General features: G+C 49.2%; 8 protein-coding genes. 5 read left to right on the top strand and 3 right to left on the bottom strand.

The genetic code is table 11. The features are described 5' to 3' along the window. The first annotated feature begins 236 nt into the window (after window positions 1–236). From ACO0K9_RS25900 to ACO0K9_RS25890, 3 genes are all read left to right on the top strand, one after another. Window positions 237–3,119 carry a TonB-dependent receptor plug domain-containing protein gene (locus ACO0K9_RS25900; RefSeq protein ID WP_422989904.1) on the top strand — a complete coding sequence of 961 codons (2,883 nt, stop codon included), beginning with the start codon at window positions 237–239 and terminating at the stop codon, window positions 3,117–3,119. A 275-nt stretch (window positions 3,120–3,394) separates the two neighbouring features. Beyond that, complete coding sequence (locus tag ACO0K9_RS25895; protein ID WP_422989902.1) at window positions 3,395–3,694, top strand: hypothetical protein; 300 nt, start codon at window positions 3,395–3,397, stop codon at window positions 3,692–3,694. A gap of 9 nt (window positions 3,695–3,703) precedes the next feature. Beyond that, window positions 3,704–5,341 carry a tetratricopeptide repeat protein gene (locus tag ACO0K9_RS25890; protein WP_422989900.1) on the top strand — a complete coding sequence of 546 codons (1,638 nt, stop codon included), beginning with the start codon at window positions 3,704–3,706 and terminating at the stop codon, window positions 5,339–5,341. A 111-nt stretch (window positions 5,342–5,452) separates the two neighbouring features. Here ACO0K9_RS25890 and metH read toward each other — a convergent pair whose 3' ends face one another. Further along, on the bottom strand, window positions 5,453–9,202 hold the full coding sequence (gene metH / locus ACO0K9_RS25885) for a methionine synthase (protein WP_422989898.1): 3,750 nt from the start codon (window positions 9,200–9,202) through the stop codon (window positions 5,453–5,455). Between the two features lie 693 nt (window positions 9,203–9,895). Here metH and ACO0K9_RS25880 point away from each other — a divergent pair. Beyond that, a complete protein-coding gene (locus tag ACO0K9_RS25880; RefSeq protein WP_422989896.1) occupies window positions 9,896–11,863 on the top strand; it encodes a DUF4214 domain-containing protein in 1,968 nt (655 codons plus the stop codon). Between the two features lie 332 nt (window positions 11,864–12,195). Further along, on the top strand, window positions 12,196–13,896 hold the full coding sequence (locus ACO0K9_RS25875; protein ID WP_422989894.1) for a DUF4214 domain-containing protein: 1,701 nt from the start codon (window positions 12,196–12,198) through the stop codon (window positions 13,894–13,896). 90 nt (window positions 13,897–13,986) lie between these two features. Here the strand turns inward: ACO0K9_RS25875 and ACO0K9_RS25870 are convergent, their stop codons facing one another. Both ACO0K9_RS25870 and ACO0K9_RS25865 read right to left on the bottom strand, forming a co-directional pair. Then, a complete protein-coding gene (locus tag ACO0K9_RS25870; protein WP_422989892.1) occupies window positions 13,987–14,940 on the bottom strand; it encodes a TerC family protein in 954 nt (317 codons plus the stop codon). A gap of 2 nt (window positions 14,941–14,942) precedes the next feature. After that, complete coding sequence (locus tag ACO0K9_RS25865; protein ID WP_422989890.1) at window positions 14,943–15,629, bottom strand: Bax inhibitor-1/YccA family protein; 687 nt, start codon at window positions 15,627–15,629, stop codon at window positions 14,943–14,945. Window positions 15,630–15,716 lie beyond the last annotated feature (87 nt).

Here is a 15,716-nt window from a genome sequence, read left to right as displayed (position 1 = left end):
ACGGTAATGAAATGGTAGTGGGATCATACACGCATGAAACAAAGTGTAACGACTAGCTTGCAATCATTGCGATGATAAATATCAAGTTTTGTTAGCAAACTTACAGGCATCTTTGCGCTTTTTGTTTAAGCAGCGCTTGGGTTCGACCGTGATCCGGCACCTCAGTTCATAAGAACTTGCCGGATTTGTCTTTTTTACGGTTTGAACCTATTCATGATTTACCAAGGAGAAATTGAATGTTTTATCAAGAGAAGAAGTGTGCTTACGCCGTAAAACTGGCGTTGGCAATGTTGTCCGGCGGCGTACTGGCAAGTGCCCAGGCGCAGGACCTGAAGTCTGAACCAGTTGAAAAAGTTCAAAAAATTGAAGTGACAGGTTCTCACATCAAGCGTATCGACAAGGAAGGTACATCCCCTATCCAGACGCTGACAGCAAAAGATATCAGCCAAAGTGGTGCGACCACTGTCGCCGAATTGCTGCGCACTATACCAGCTCTGGGTAGTGGTGGTGCATTTGACGCGGTTGATGGCGGTTTTTCTCGTGGTGTTGCAACGGCGTCCCTGCGTGGCCTGGGTTCCAGTTCCACCCTGATTTTGCTGAATGGCCGTCGCATGACACCATCCGCTTACGCCAATCCTAACCAGGGTCAGTCCACGCTGTATGACATCAACAGTATTCCCCTGTCGATGCTGGAGCGCGTAGAGATTTTCAAAGACGGTGCCTCTGCCGTGTACGGTTCCGACGCGATTGCCGGTGTTATCAACTTCATCACCAAGAGCGATTACCAGGGCGTACAGATGAACGCCAGCATGGGCGCGAATGATGACAACCAATTCAAAAAGAAAAGCGTCAATGCTTCTGCCGGTTTCGGTAACTATGCACAAAACGGTTACAACGTCACTTTCAGTGCTGAAGTATCCAAGCGTGACCGCGTTGCCATCAAAGATGCCAACGACGTAGAAACAGGCCTGTACAGCACACTCAACAGCCGCTTGTCGCCGTTCTCCAGCAGCGTCAGTAACCAGCCTTTCTTCTTCCGTGAACGTACGCCAGGCAGCAAGACTTTCTTCTCTGCCAATGACGCGAACGTGGTCAATCGTACCAATTGCGATTCTTCACGCCTGCTCACTGGTGGTGCACAATACAATATCGCTACCACCAGCGCTTTGTACGGTCGTCAATTCTGTAACTACAACCTCAACGATACTGCCGAAGTTCAGGGCGCAGGCCAGGACATCAGTGCGATGTCACGCGGCATCTATCAGATCAATGACACCTTGTCCGCGTTCGCCGAAGTGGCTTACAGCAAGACAGATCGTGATTACACAGGTCCTTCCCGTACTATTGACGGCCGTACGCCATCCACAGCGTTTGCCTTGTCCGGCGCAGGTACACCATTCCAGGCAATCTTGCCGGTAGGCCATCCTGACAATCCTTTCCCTACCAGCCGTGCTGCAGTTGTCTATCGTTTTGAAAACATCGCAGGTGGCTCCACCACCTCGAACGAAGCCCTGCGTTTCGCTTCCGGCCTGAAAGGTAGCTACAAGAACTGGGATTGGGAAACTGGCGTACTGTGGAACCGTTCCGAGCGTACCGATGTTTCCAATGGCTTCCTGTTGCTGCCAGAAGTGCAAAAGCTGATTGACCAGAACATGTCTTTGGCCGATGTTGCCAAACAGCCTAACCTGAGCCGCGCGTTGAAGAGCGTTGGTGTTGCTGAAATCGCGCAAGCTGACTTCAAAGCCAGCACAGAATTCGGCAACCTGCCAGGTGGCGCAATCGGTCTGGCATCTGGTCTGGAATTCCGTCAGGAAAAAATGACTTTGACACCAGACAACCTGACCAGCTCTGGTCAGGTTCTGGGTCTGGCCAACCAGTTCATTCAGGGTCAACGTAATGTGACTTCCGCTTTCTTCGAAGTGCGTACACCGTTCCTGAAGAACTTTGAAATGGATTTTGCTGGCCGTGTCGACAAATACCCTAGTTTCAAAACCAATTTTGTACCAAAAGTCGGTGCAAAATGGACTGTGAATGATTCCCTGGCTTTCCGCTCGACCTATGCACAAGGTTTCCGTGCACCGGCGCTGGTACAAGTTACTGCTGGTGGTACACAGACTTTCCTGAACAGTCTGGTTGATCCTGTCCGCTGCCCGGATGGCAAAACACCTCTGACAGGCGCAGACAACACAGATTGCTCCAGAAGTATTTCGACACTGATCCGTCAAAATCCTAACCTGAAGCCAGAAACATCCAGAAGCTTCTCTCTGGGCATGATCTTGTCTCCTTCCCGTGATTTCGACATCCTGGTTGACTACTACAACATCCGTAAGGAAGACGAAGTGGCTGCCCTGTCGTCGACACTGATCCTGAACAACCAGGATGCCTATCCAGGTACAGTGATTCGTGACACCAACCCAGCCAATTTTGTCAAAGACAAAAACGGCAATGTGGTCCCGAATTCCGGCCCGTTGATTTCCCTGTTGAGGAACTACATCAACCAGGGTAGTACCGTGGTCAGTGGCGTCGACGTGGAAATGGCGATGCGTAACAACCTGGGTGATAACGGCAAGCTGGACACCCGTTTCCGCACTTCGTACACGATAGAATTCCGTCGTGCAGAAAAACCGGGCGATCCTGAAACCAATCTGGTCGGTACACGCGGTGGTATTTCCAACTTCTCTACCAGCGTTGGCGATATTCCTCGTCTGCGTGCCAGCCTGTCTTCTTCCTGGACCAAGCAAGCGCATACCGTTAATGGCGCGATCAACTTTGTTGGCGGCGTTTCCCTGATGCGTTACACCAATGCGTCTGAGACTTATCCAGTTTCTTACTGCCACTACGGTAGCGGCCAGCCAGCGACAGCGACGTCACTGGGCGGTGTAGCCAACTACCTGACGTATGTACCTGAATGTGCAGTATCCAGCTGGACTACCGTAGATCTGGGATACACCTACAAAGGCTTTAAAGATGTGACCCTGGGCGTACGTGTACTGAATGCAATGGATTCCAAAGCACCTTATGATCCAAGCTCCAGCTACACCACCAGTGGTTATAACGACAGCCTGCACAATGCCTATGGCCGTGCATTCCGTGTGAATGTCGGTTACATATTCAAGTAATAAGTAACTCATAAGTAGCAGGGGCGCAAGCCCCACTCAGATGCCGTCCAGTAAATCACTGGGCGGCATTTTTTTATGCCTGTCGTTTCGAGCAAATACCTGCAAAATCCCATGCATGTTACTTATGTTGCTCATGTTACTCAGCAGAATTATCCGCTTGGGCGTTCTGATAAATTAGTATAATGATAGTGAGCGCAGGGAACAGCATGGTTGCACCTGTAAAATGCAACATACCGCCGAAATGAATCAGTATTGATTCCAAAAAAGGAAAAGTCATGATTAGTTGGTTTAGTGCGAAAGACGCAAAGAATTTTGGCATGCAGCTGGCTGAATATGTGGTTGCTGAAATGCCAACAGAGGTTGCCGCAAGAAAAGACAAGACGCTGAGAAAACGAATCAAAACCCTGCAACAGTTAGAACAGAAAATACACAATTTCAAACTTGAAAATAGCTTGAATATCTACAAAAAAGCGCAATTCGGGAATATCTTCAAGTGGCATTTGCTGGAACAGGGCTATGACAAAGAGGTGGTCGAAGAGCTGACAAATATAGTGATGAAAGAAATCAGCAAATAAAGTGCCCGCATGTTAAAAATAATAAAGAATTTATTTTCCGCTAGCAAAGAGCCTGTAGATGCGGCTCCTCAGGCAAGCATGCTGACCGGTGCCGAGTTGAAAGCAAAAGCGGATCTGTTGCTCAATGACGGGCGCTTATTGCAGGCAAAAGAATTATACGAACAAGCTGTGCGACTAGACCCAGCGCTGACAAAAGCCCATAGCATGCTGGGTTTTTTATATTTGGAAGAAAAGAATTCCTTGCAGGCGCATCATCACCTGGTCAAGGCACTGGAGCTTGATCCTGCGCTGGCCGACGCGCACTACATGCTGGGCAGTATTTTGTACGATAAAGGTGAGATCGCGTCGAGCGTCACCAGCTATCAGCGAGCCATTGAACTGGATAATCATTTGCCCTTAGCCTACCGGGATCTCGGTATGGCCTACCTCATGCTGGGCCAACGACAAGAAGCAAATGCGATGATCGACCGTGGCCTGGCGCTGTTCCCTGACTTTTGTGACCTGCATTACTATAAAGGTAATTTGTATTCGCTGGAACTGGATTATGCATCGGCAGAGCAAAGCTTTGCACGGGCGCTTGTCGTGGAAAATAATGCATTAATGTTGTATACCGATCTGGCCAATGCACAGGCACAGCAAAACAAAATTGAAGAAGCGATCAAGACCTATCAATTGGCATTGTTGAAGTTTCCCGAAGCAGCCGAAGTCAAACTCAGCGAAGGGATTTCCCAACTCTTGCTGGGGGATTACCAGCAAGGATTCAAAAGTTACGAGCTACGTTTAAAAGGACCCATACTGGACTTCATATCGCAACTTCCCAAGACTGCACGCTGGACAGGTCAACAGGATTTATCAGGGAAAGATATTCTGCTGATCACCGAGGAAGGTCATGGCGATACCATACAATTTATCCGCTTTGTGAAGCTGCTTAAATCAAGAAATTGTAAAGTGATTGTGGTTGCTTCACCTCCGCTCAAATCTTTGCTGAAAAAGGTGGAAGGCATTGATGAGCTACGTGAATTTGCCGAAGAAATTGCCTTCGACTACTACTCACCCTTGATGAGCCTGCCTTTAGCGCTGGGCACCACGGTAGATACTATTCCTGCTGCTATTTCCTATATTTCAAGTGAAGCAGAACATGTTGCGACCTGGCGTCAAAAATTGGGGGCGCGCAGTGGAAAATCATTAATAGGCATTGCCCTGACTGGTAACCCGCAACATAAAAAGAACAATACCAGGTCATTGGATATTGAATTGGCGACCCGGCTGTTTGCGCTTGATGCGGACTTTATCCTGCTGCAAAAAGATGTATCAGCACATGGCCAGGCAATACTGAAGCAGTATCCTAATGTCAGGCATTATGGAGCGGAGATGCACGACTTTTCGGATACGGCGGCGCTGGTGGATTTGGTAGACCTGGTGATTTCCGTTGACACTTCCATCGCACATCTTGGCGGTGCCATGGGTAAGCCAACCTGGGTCTTGATTGAATACAATCCGGACTGGCGCTGGTCACTGGATAGAACGGACAGTCCCTGGTATCCGTCTGTGCGTTTGTTCCGGCAACCCAGGGTAAGGGACTGGGATAGCGTAATGGATGACGTGAAACAGGCGCTGCAGCCTTATTGGCACAAATCACCTACGTGATATCTAGAGCTCATTCCTCCAGATGAACTGAGTGCCGGGTAATGCCAATGACCTAAAGCTGTTCTCAAAAATAGTCTTGAGAGGTTTGAGAGCAGCTTTAGAGGCAGCGGATTACAGGTTCGGTGCCAGCCAGCGCTCGACTTCTTCCTTGGGCGCACCGCGCCGTGCAGCCATATCTCTGACTTGATCATCGGCGATTTTACCTACGCTGAAATACTTGGATTCAGGGTGGGCGAAGTAAAAGCCTGAGACAGCCGCACCCGGAATCATGGCCCATGATTCGGTGATATACATCTCGATTTCTTCACACTGCATTTGCTTGAACATGTCCGTCTTCACCGTATGTTCCGGGCAAGCCGGGTAGCCAGGAGCAGGGCGTATGCCTTTATAACTTTCCTTGATCAGTTCTTCATTGCTGAGCACTTCATCGCTGGCATAACCCCACAGGTCTTTGCGCACGCGTTCATGCAGGTATTCGGCAAAGGCTTCGGCCAGACGGTCTGCCAGTGACTTCAGCATGATGCTGCTGTAATCATCATGCGCATCTTCAAAGCGCTTTTCATATTTTTCTATACCCAGGCCGGCAGTGACTGCGAACATGCCTATGTAATCCTGTATGCCGCTGTCTTTTGGTGCGATGAAATCAGACAGGCATTGATTTGGCCTTTGCACGCCATCGATGATGGGTTTTTCGGTTTGCTGGCGGGTACCGTAATAGGTGAATGCGACCTGGCTACGCGTTTCGTCTGTATAGATTTCTATGTCGTCGTCATTCACGGTATTGGCGGGCAGTAGTGACACCACGCCGTTGGCTGTCAGCCAGCGGCCTTCGACGATTTTTTTCAGCATGGCCTGGCCTTCGGCAAATACCTTGGTGGCCGCTTCACCGACGACTTCATCGGTCAGGATGGCAGGATACGGGCCAGCCAGGTCCCAGGTCTGGAAGAATGGGCCCCAGTCTATGTAGTTGGCGATGGTCGCCAGATCGACATTCTTGAAGAGGCGACGACCAATGAATTTCGGTCTGAGCGGCGCATTGCTGCCGCTGAAGTCCACTTTCATTTTATTTGCGCGGGCCTGAGCCAGGCTTAACATGGGCGTGGCTTTTTTATTTGCATGTTGCGTGCGGATACGGTCGTAATCGCTACCAAGATCGGCGATGTATTGATCGCGGCTTTCTGGTGTCAGCAGCGATTGTGCGACAGAGACTGAGCGTGAAGCATCGGCCACATACACCACCGGGCCTTCATAGTTAGGTGCTATTTTGACGGCAGTATGGGCGCGGCTGGTGGTGGCACCACCGATCAGCAGCGGGATTTTCAACATGCGGAAATGGGGGTCGCGCTGCATTTCTTTGGCGACATACGCCATCTCTTCCAATGACGGCGTGATCAGGCCGGACAGGCCGATGATGTCGGCATTTTCAGCCTTGGCCTTGGCCAGGATTTCTGAACACGGCACCATCACACCCATGTTCACTACTTCAAAATTATTACACTGCAAGACCACGGTGACGATGTTCTTGCCGATGTCATGCACATCACCCTTGACGGTGGCGATGACGATCTTGCCCTTGGGTTTATTGTCGCCGCTGCGCTTCTTTTCTTCTTCGATATAGGGGATCAAATGCGCCACGGCCTGCTTCATGACACGCGCAGATTTCACCACCTGTGGCAAAAACATCTTGCCCTGGCCAAACAGGTCACCGACGATATTCATACCCGCCATCAGCGGGCCTTCGATCACCTGGATAGGGCGGCCGCCAGCATCCATGATGGCGGCACGGGCTTCTTCCGTATCTTCCACGATCCAGTTGGTAATGCCATGCACCATCGCATGTGACAGGCGTTTTTCTACCGGGTCCTTACGCCATTCCAGCGTGGCTTCTTCTTTCTTGCCACCCGCTTTTAAAGTAGCAGCGATTTCTATCATGCGCTCGGTGGCATCTTCGCGACGGTTCAGTACCACGTCTTCTACCCGTTCACGCAATTCAGCATCGAGTTCGCTGTACACGCCGACCATGCCGGCATTCACGATACCCATGGTCATGCCAGCCTTGATGGCGTGGTACAGGAATACGGTATGGATGGCTTCACGCGCCGGGTCATTGCCGCGGAAAGAGAAACTCACATTGGATACCCCACCGCTGATCTTGGCACCTGGCAGGTTCTGGTGTATCCATGCAGTGGCTTCGATAAAGTCGACGGCGTAATTATTATGTTCTTCGATACCGGTGGCGACCGCGAAAATATTCGGATCAAAAATGATATCTTGCGGATCAAAATCCAGACTGTCGACCAGCAGGCGGTAAGCACGTTCGCAGATTTCCACCTTGCGCGCATAGGTATCTGCCTGGCCTTTTTCGTCAAAGGCCATGACGATGACGGCCGCACCGTAGCGTTTGCACAGTGTGGCCTGGCGCAGGAATTCTGCCTCGCCTTCTTTCATGGAAATCGAATTGACGATGGCCTTGCCCTGCACGCATTTCAGGCCCGCTTCGATGACTGTCCATTTCGACGAATCGATCATGATAGGCACACGGGCGATATCCGGTTCGGAGGCAATCAGGTTCAGGAAGCGTGTCATCGCTGCCAGCGAATCCAGCATGGCTTCATCCATATTGATGTCGATGACTTGCGCGCCGTTTTCTACTTGCTGGCGGGCGACCGCCAGCGCTTCATCGTATTGCTCATTCAGGATCAGGCGGGCAAACGCTTTTGAGCCGGTGACATTGGTACGTTCACCCACGTTCACGAACAGCGATGTTTCATCAATCGTGAAAGGTTCCAGGCCAGACAGGCGCATGGCCGCTGGTATGGTGGGGATATCACGCGGTGTGCGGGTTTGCAATATGTCGGCAATCGCCTTGATATGCGCAGGCGTGGTACCGCAGCAGCCACCGGCAATATTGATGAAACCTGCTTCGGCAAATTCTTTCAGCAAGGCTGAGGTATCGGCTGGCAATTCGTCAAAGCCGGTATCGCTCATGGGATTGGGCAGGCCGGCATTCGGGTAAATACAGACAAAGGTGTCGGCAATTTTTGACAGCTCTTCTGCATACGGGCGCATCAGGGCGGCACCCAATGCGCAGTTCAAGCCCACAGTCAGTGGCCTGGCATGGCGCACTGAATTCCAGAAAGCTGGTACGGTCTGGCCCGACAAAATACGGCCAGATGCATCCGTCACCGTGCCGGAAATCATGATCGGCAGCCGGGTGCCGGTTTCTTCAAAAAACTGGTCAATGGCAAACAGCGCCGCCTTGCAGTTCAGCGTATCGAAAATGGTTTCCACCAGCAGCACGTCAGCACCACCTTCGACCAGGCCACGGGTTTGTTCCAGGTAGGCCGCTACCAGTTGATCAAACGTCACATTACGCGCTGCCGGGTCATTCACGTCTGGTGAAATCGATGCTGTCTTTGGCGTCGGGCCCAGGGCACCAGCCACATAGCGTGGCTTGTCCGGTGTCGAATATTTATCGCAGGCAGCACGCGCAATTTTGGCCGAGGCGACATTCATCTCATAGGCCAGATGCGCCATATGGTAATCGTCTTGCGCAACGGTAGTCGCACCAAAGGTATTGGTTTCTATCAGGTCGGCACCGGCGGCCAGGTATTGTTCATGGATTTCCGCAATCACATGCGGCTGGGTCAGCGACAGTAATTCGTTATTACCCTTGACGAAGAGTTCACGCACGGTTTCCGGGCCGGTAAAGTCCTTGAAACGCTCGCCGCGATAGTTTTCTTCCGTCAGTTTATAGCGCTGTATCATGGTACCCATGGCGCCATCGAGTATCAGTATGCGTTGTTGCAACATCTCGCGCAAACGGGTTTCGAGGGCAGATACAGGCAGGGTCGTAGTCATGATGTTTACTCAAAAAAGCAGGGCTTATGCAAAATTGTTGCAGCAAGGAATAAGCGGCAGCAGTTTTGTATCAGTCCTGATAAAACAAAACCCGATCGGCTCATGCATGCAGGCGGATCGGGCGACGTCCTTTTAGCAGCACTTATTACGCGCCCGCAATCTGAATCTCAAATCGGCGCAACAGAGCATAAATTATACGTCAAATCAAGGGCTTGGGTTGAGGACGCTGACTTTGGGCGACATCTGGACAACACGTGTCCGGACAGAATCAGTCCAATATGGGCCACAACATGTTTTTTTAAGCCAGGCACAAAGCCTGGATTTCAATCGACTAAATAATTGTTTGTATCGCCAATTTGTAATACTTTGTTACAATAGGCCTCGAATAAAAGTCGGCTCGCATAGCGGATAGTCTCGTGGAGCAAGGTATTCGGCTCTAGGGTCAGGAATGGAAAGCGCAGCAAAAGCCGGATCAACAGATAGAAGACCATTGCAAACAAGTCAAGAAACCTGTTTTCAATTGATGTCACAGTTGAAAGCGCCATATTTGTCGCATGGCTGCAAATGCATTTCCTTCCCCATCCTCGTCCTGATATCGCAGCCCGCCTTGTTCGGTCTGATTATTGTCGCGCTTATTCATATTGATTTGATGTTATTTAACATCGCTCTTCCTTCAGATAGAAAGGTTGTTTCATGGGCATTAACGCCAGCACCATACAAAAACTGTACATCGCTTACTTCAGTCGGCCAGCCGATGTCGCCGGTTTGCGTTATTGGGAAGGACAACTTGATGCGAATGCAATTTCTATCTCAGGACTTGCACAATCTTTCAGTGAGCAGATTGAATATAGAAATACCTATGGCGGTAAATCTACGGTGGAGGTTATTACTGCCTTATATCAAAATTTATTCGACCGCGCACCTGATGCAGATGGCTTGCAATACTGGGCCACACAGATTGATACCAAGGTGGTCAATATCGGTACGGCGGCACTTGCTATCTTGAATGGTGCTCCTGCACAATCAAAAGATGGTCTCACCATTGCAAACAAGGTGAACTTCTCCACGCAATTCACTGCCAGCCTGGATACCTTGGCAAAGGCCGTCAGCTATAGTGAGCAGTATGGTTTTGCCACGATGCGTGAAATTCTGAAAAAAGTGACTTCAGCTTCAGAGCTTCCTTCGTTGCAGCCTAAAACTTTGCTCGACTTCCCCGCATCCATGAATATCGTGAATGCGGACGAGATGTCCAAAGGAACTAGTTTTACGCTGGATTTAAAGAATCTGGCAGTGAATGTTGGCTATTCGCTGGAACTGATGTTGGATGGAAAATCATTTTCCCCTCCGGTCAGGCATGTTGTTACGGCAACGGATATGTCTCTGATGAGCGCCCCTATAGAATTGCCAGGGAATGCATTCTGGGGCTTTGATGGCATCAAAAAATTTGGCGTGAAAGTGAATGACATTTTTGGTAATACCGGTGAAATAGGGGGGCAGGTCAGTTTGCTGCTCCAAACGCTGCCACCAGCGAAACCCCTCGCTGTCGTTGTGAGCGCAGAACAGAATGGGATGCGCCATATAGAAATCAGCATATCTGCAGGTCAGATGAATGGTGGATATATCGTCTTGGGCCCTGAGGCAAAACCATTCGCTATCGACGATACAATTTCTGCAACAGACACCAAGCTGGTTTTTGATGTGAGCGCACAAAATTTCAGCTCTCTGTTTGGCACTTATGGATACTTTGTATCCGAATATGATGCTGCGGGCAATGTGACCAGATTCCAGTTATCAGATGTTCCCAATACGATCAGTTATGGTGTCAACTCAGTACTGACTCCGGCAAAAAATGTCACTTTCACGGCGGTAGGTGGAAATGTCATGGCGAATACCGTTAATGCCACCAATACAGGCTTGATCGTTACTGCAGATATAGTTCCCGGTGAAGCGAGTGGCACTACGGCATCCCTGGCTCTGGCTGGCATGTCTTTCGAAAGCAGAAAAATTGAGGCAACTGATAATAAAGTTGTTTTTGAAATTAATGCCGGTAATCCCTTTGTACTTAAAACATGGCTGGCCGCAGGGGGTATTCCCAAAATCTCTTTATCCAATGACAAGGGAACATATGCCACTTCCCAGGGGGGTAACGCATTATTCGCTTCCTATACTGAAGGGGAAAAAATTGAAGGTGCGATCAATCCACCCAGCAATTTAACGATCACGCCTTTAGGAGGACGCATTACGTCAAGTGGGCCGGGTCAAGTTGTGTTTAACGGAACGAATGTTGCCTTCCATGCTGAAGCGACCATCACAGCGGGACAAGCTGTAGATGGACGTGCCGAGCTTTGGATAGGGAACAAGATCGTCTCGCTTGATACTTACATCGGCATGAAAGATAGCAAGGTCACATTTGATATTACGTCTGCTCCTTTGGTTGCCTACGACCCCAAGCATTTGCAGACAAATGTGCCGTCTGGCGGTAAGGCGGTAGTGAAGCTTTTTGATCGTGCTGGTCACGTCGTCAGCAGTACTGAAAGTATCATCGTTGTGACAAATTATTCATCGACATCCTTCGCAGCAGATCATGAGAATCTGTCACAGGAGATCTCCATTGTCGGAAGTCATAGCAATGTTGATATTTCGTCCCTGGTATTGCCATGAATAGTTGCAAGAACAAATTATGCTAAAAAAGTACATCCCGGTCATGCTGTGATTTGTCAAAGGAACTTGCAAGTTGGGCCGGGTCAGTGACACCTATTGCCCTCTTGTCAACGCAGTATCAACACCCAATTCATCCCATAACTGGTTTGTGGCTGGCTGGCGCTTTGTATCGTCAAGATGCTTTATGCACATTCACTTTGAATGAATTGTTTTTAATTTGTATGTATACACGTGCATGACACTTTTTGGTTCAACGTCGTAATACATCCTGCGGTCATAAAAATTTAATAATTTATCAATATTTAAAATCACTTACTAGAAAGTCTTTCTAAATGGGTATTAATGCCAGCACAATACAAAAACTGTATATCGCTTACTTCAACCGTCCAGCTGACGTGGCCGGCTTGCAATATTGGGAAGGGCAGCTTGATGGCAATAAAATTTCTATTGCTGGCCTGGCGCAGTCATTTAGTGAGCAAGCTGAATATGCAGCGACTTATGGTGGAAAAAGCACTGCCGACGTCGTCACTGCTTTGTACAAAAACCTGTTTGGCCGGGTACCGGATGCAGATGGCTTGAAATACTGGGCAACGCAGATAGATACGCGCGCGGTCAATCTGGGTACGGCTGCACTTGCCATTTTGAATGGAGCCACACCCCAAAGTCTGGATGGTGCAACGATAGCAAATAAGCTGACTTTTGCCGCAGGCTTTACTGCCAGTCTTGACACTGCCACAAAAGCAGCAAGCTACAGCTCTGCTGGCACATTTGAAGTAATGCGTAGCATACTTTCTGGGGTGACAGCAACGGGTAGTTTACCGACGCTGACCCCGAGTAAGCAGGTCAAAATCGCCGATGCGACAAATGGGATCAATAAAATTGAGAAATTGGCAGGTGTTGATGTTGTTATCGATTTGACGGGTGTTCAGACTTACGCTGGCTACAAAGTGGAATTAATGAATGGGGATAATTCATTCAGTACGCCCGTGACGCATGTGTTGACCGTTGACGAGGCAAACACCCATAAGGCAGTGGTCACTATCCCTGGTAGTAGCAACTGGGGTGACGACGGTTACAAATTTATCGGCGTCAAAGTCACTGATATTTTTGGAAATGCAGGCAATATCGGTGGGCAACTGGGGTTGGTATTGGATGCGACACCACCGTCGTTGCCTTCTTCCTCTTTTTACGTGCAAAAGTGGATATATGATCCAAAGTATTTGTCAGACACATACAAGCAGATAAAAATCGTTTTTGACAGCTTTCAATTCAATATCAAAGCTGGCGAAAACACCGGTGGTAAGGCAGCCATACAATTCAAGGGAGTGACTGTTGCAACTGACAACACGATCAATGCAACAGATACAACAATAGATTTTTCTTTTGATACAGTTTTGGGTGCGCAGCTAAATGAAAGTTACTTCACTGCACCCAATTATGGTGCCGACCTCAGTCTGGTGATTACTGATGCTGCCGGCAACAATTTGGTTTCTGGTTTCAATAACTATTTGCTTTACTACAACTTTAAATACGTTAGCGGAACCCCGGCAAGCAATATTTCTATTATTCCGGTTGGAGGAAATATTGTTGCCAATACAATCAATAGCAGCAATACGAATTTATTGGTAAGAGCGACAATCAATCCATTGGAATATCTGTTTAAGAAAGCTATCCTAAAAATCAATGGTATAGAAGTCGCCTATGATGACAGTATATTTAGCTCGGATACTACGGTTGATTTCAATTTGGGCACATCCACGAATGCGCAATTGCAAAGTGTCATAAAAAATGGTGGTGTAGTTTCGGTGACAATGATAGACCTCAACAACAAGGCAGTAGACAGTATCATCAATCCTACTTTACTGACCAATTTTACTTCAGCGTCTGCACAGCATGATGTGCTTACGTTTAGTGGTCCTGTGCAGCTTGTAGCAGACCACGTGGCATCGGCAAATGTGGTGACACTAGTGACGTCTGTGGCGTTGGTAGGACAAACGTATCAAGCGCATAGTTTGGAAGTAATATCCTCTTGATGTAAAAAAAGCACATCACGGTCTTGCTGTGATGTGCCAAAGGGACTCTGCTATTGATTAGTGCGTCATTGCTGATGCATGGATACTTGCTTAATTCTTTTTCCTGCTGACAAACAGACTGGCGATAATGGAGGTACCAAGCAGGCCGGCTATCACCATCAGCGATATGCCGGTTGGCACGTGCATCCATTTCACGATCAGCATCTTGATACCAACAAACATCAGTACAAAGGCCAGGCCGAATTTCAGCAAATGGAAGCGGTCTGCCATGTCTGCCAGCAAGAAATACAGTGCCCGCAGGCCCATGATGGCAAAGATGTTGGAGGTGAAGACGATGAACGGGTCTGTCGTCACTGCAAAAATCGCCGGGATGGAATCCACTGCAAAGATCACGTCAGAAATTTCTATCAGTATCAACACCAGGAACAGCGGCGTGAAAAGACGTTTGCCGTTTTCTTTGACGGTGAATTTTTCCCGGTGAAACTCTTTGGTAAAAGGCAGCAATTTTTTCGCCAGGCGCAATACCGGATTGGCTTCCAGATCAGGTTCCTGTTCTGCTGCCACCAGCATGCGCATACCGGTGATCAGCAGGAAAATACCGAACAGGTACAACACCCATGAGAACTGGGCTACCACCCAACTGCCGGCCAATATCATGATGATGCGCATGACGATCGCGCCCAGCACGCCATACAGCAAGACCTTGCGCTGATATTGGGCTGGTACTGCAAAGTGACCAAAGATCAGCAGGAAGACAAACACATTGTCGACCGACAGCGATTTTTCTATGACGTAGCCAGCCAGGAATTCCGTGGCCTTGGCAGTCGCAATTTCACGACCTACGGTGTCCGACAAATAAATCCACAGGCCAAAATCGAATAGCAAGGCCAGGCTGACCCAGACCAGTGACCATGCCGCCGCTTCCCGGACGCTGACTTTGTGGGCGCGCGAGCCACCAAGGGCCAGCACGTCGATTGCCAACATGAGTAACACAAAGCCGATAAATACTGCCCACATCCAGGGCTGAGCGACGGTATGCAACATTATTATTCTTTCTCGACAATACCCAGCAAGTGCAGCAGGCTGGTGAACAGGTTAAATATGGTGATGTACAGGCTGACGGTTGCCATGATGTAGTTGGTTTCGCCACCATGGATGATATTGCTGGTTTCAAACAGGATCATGCCTGACATCAACAACACCATGACTGCGGAAATCGTCAGCGACAGGGCAGGGATCTGGAAGAAAATCGCGCCCAGGCTGGCAACAAAAGCCACCAGCATGCCGACCATCAAAAAGCCAGCCATGAAACTGAAATCACGTTTGCTGATCAGTACATAGGCAGACAGGCCCATGAAGATCAGGCCAGTCATGGCCATGGCCGTCATGACGATGCCGGTACCGCCTGGCATGCCCAGATAACGAGTCAGGATGGGACCCAGGGTGTAACCCATGAAACCGGTCAGCGCAAAGACGGATGCAATGCCCCAGCCGCTGTTTTGCAATTTGGTGGTGGCAAACAAGAGGCCAAAGTAGCCGACCAGGGTCAGCAATATGCCTGGACCCGGAATGGCGAATGTGATGGTGGCTGCCGCTGTCATTGCTGAAAACAACAAGGTCATCGACAGTAACATATAGGTATTACGCAACACCTTGTGGCCAGCACTGATGCTGCCATCCACGTAGGACACTGTTTGCGCGTCACCTTGGGTGGAACGACTGACAATTTTCATGCTTTTCTCCTGAAATGTTGAGGTAACGCATCAAAAGCGAATTACCCCACCTTCTCAACAGAAGGTAATGAAAGTGTAGACCGTGCT

Origin of the sequence: Undibacterium sp. Ji50W (genome assembly GCF_049340445.1) — a bacterium.
Classification (GTDB): Bacteria; Pseudomonadota; Gammaproteobacteria; order Burkholderiales; family Burkholderiaceae_D; genus Undibacterium.
The sequence above is the reverse complement of the archived record's forward strand: the minus strand, read 5'-3'. Positions and strand labels throughout refer to the sequence as shown.

Coding starts and splice junctions, on each gene's coding strand:
- ACO0K9_RS25870 (WP_422989892.1), bottom strand. CDS start 14,940: ATGTTGCATACCGTCGCTCAGCCCTGGATGTGGGCAGTATTTATCGGC.
- ACO0K9_RS25895 (WP_422989902.1), top strand. CDS start 3,395: ATGATTAGTTGGTTTAGTGCGAAAGACGCAAAGAATTTTGGCATGCAG.
- ACO0K9_RS25900 (WP_422989904.1), top strand. CDS start 237: ATGTTTTATCAAGAGAAGAAGTGTGCTTACGCCGTAAAACTGGCGTTG.
- ACO0K9_RS25880 (WP_422989896.1), top strand. CDS start 9,896: ATGGGCATTAACGCCAGCACCATACAAAAACTGTACATCGCTTACTTC.
- ACO0K9_RS25890 (WP_422989900.1), top strand. CDS start 3,704: ATGTTAAAAATAATAAAGAATTTATTTTCCGCTAGCAAAGAGCCTGTA.
- ACO0K9_RS25865 (WP_422989890.1), bottom strand. CDS start 15,629: ATGAAAATTGTCAGTCGTTCCACCCAAGGTGACGCGCAAACAGTGTCC.
- ACO0K9_RS25875 (WP_422989894.1), top strand. CDS start 12,196: ATGGGTATTAATGCCAGCACAATACAAAAACTGTATATCGCTTACTTC.
- metH (WP_422989898.1), bottom strand. CDS start 9,202: ATGACTACGACCCTGCCTGTATCTGCCCTCGAAACCCGTTTGCGCGAG.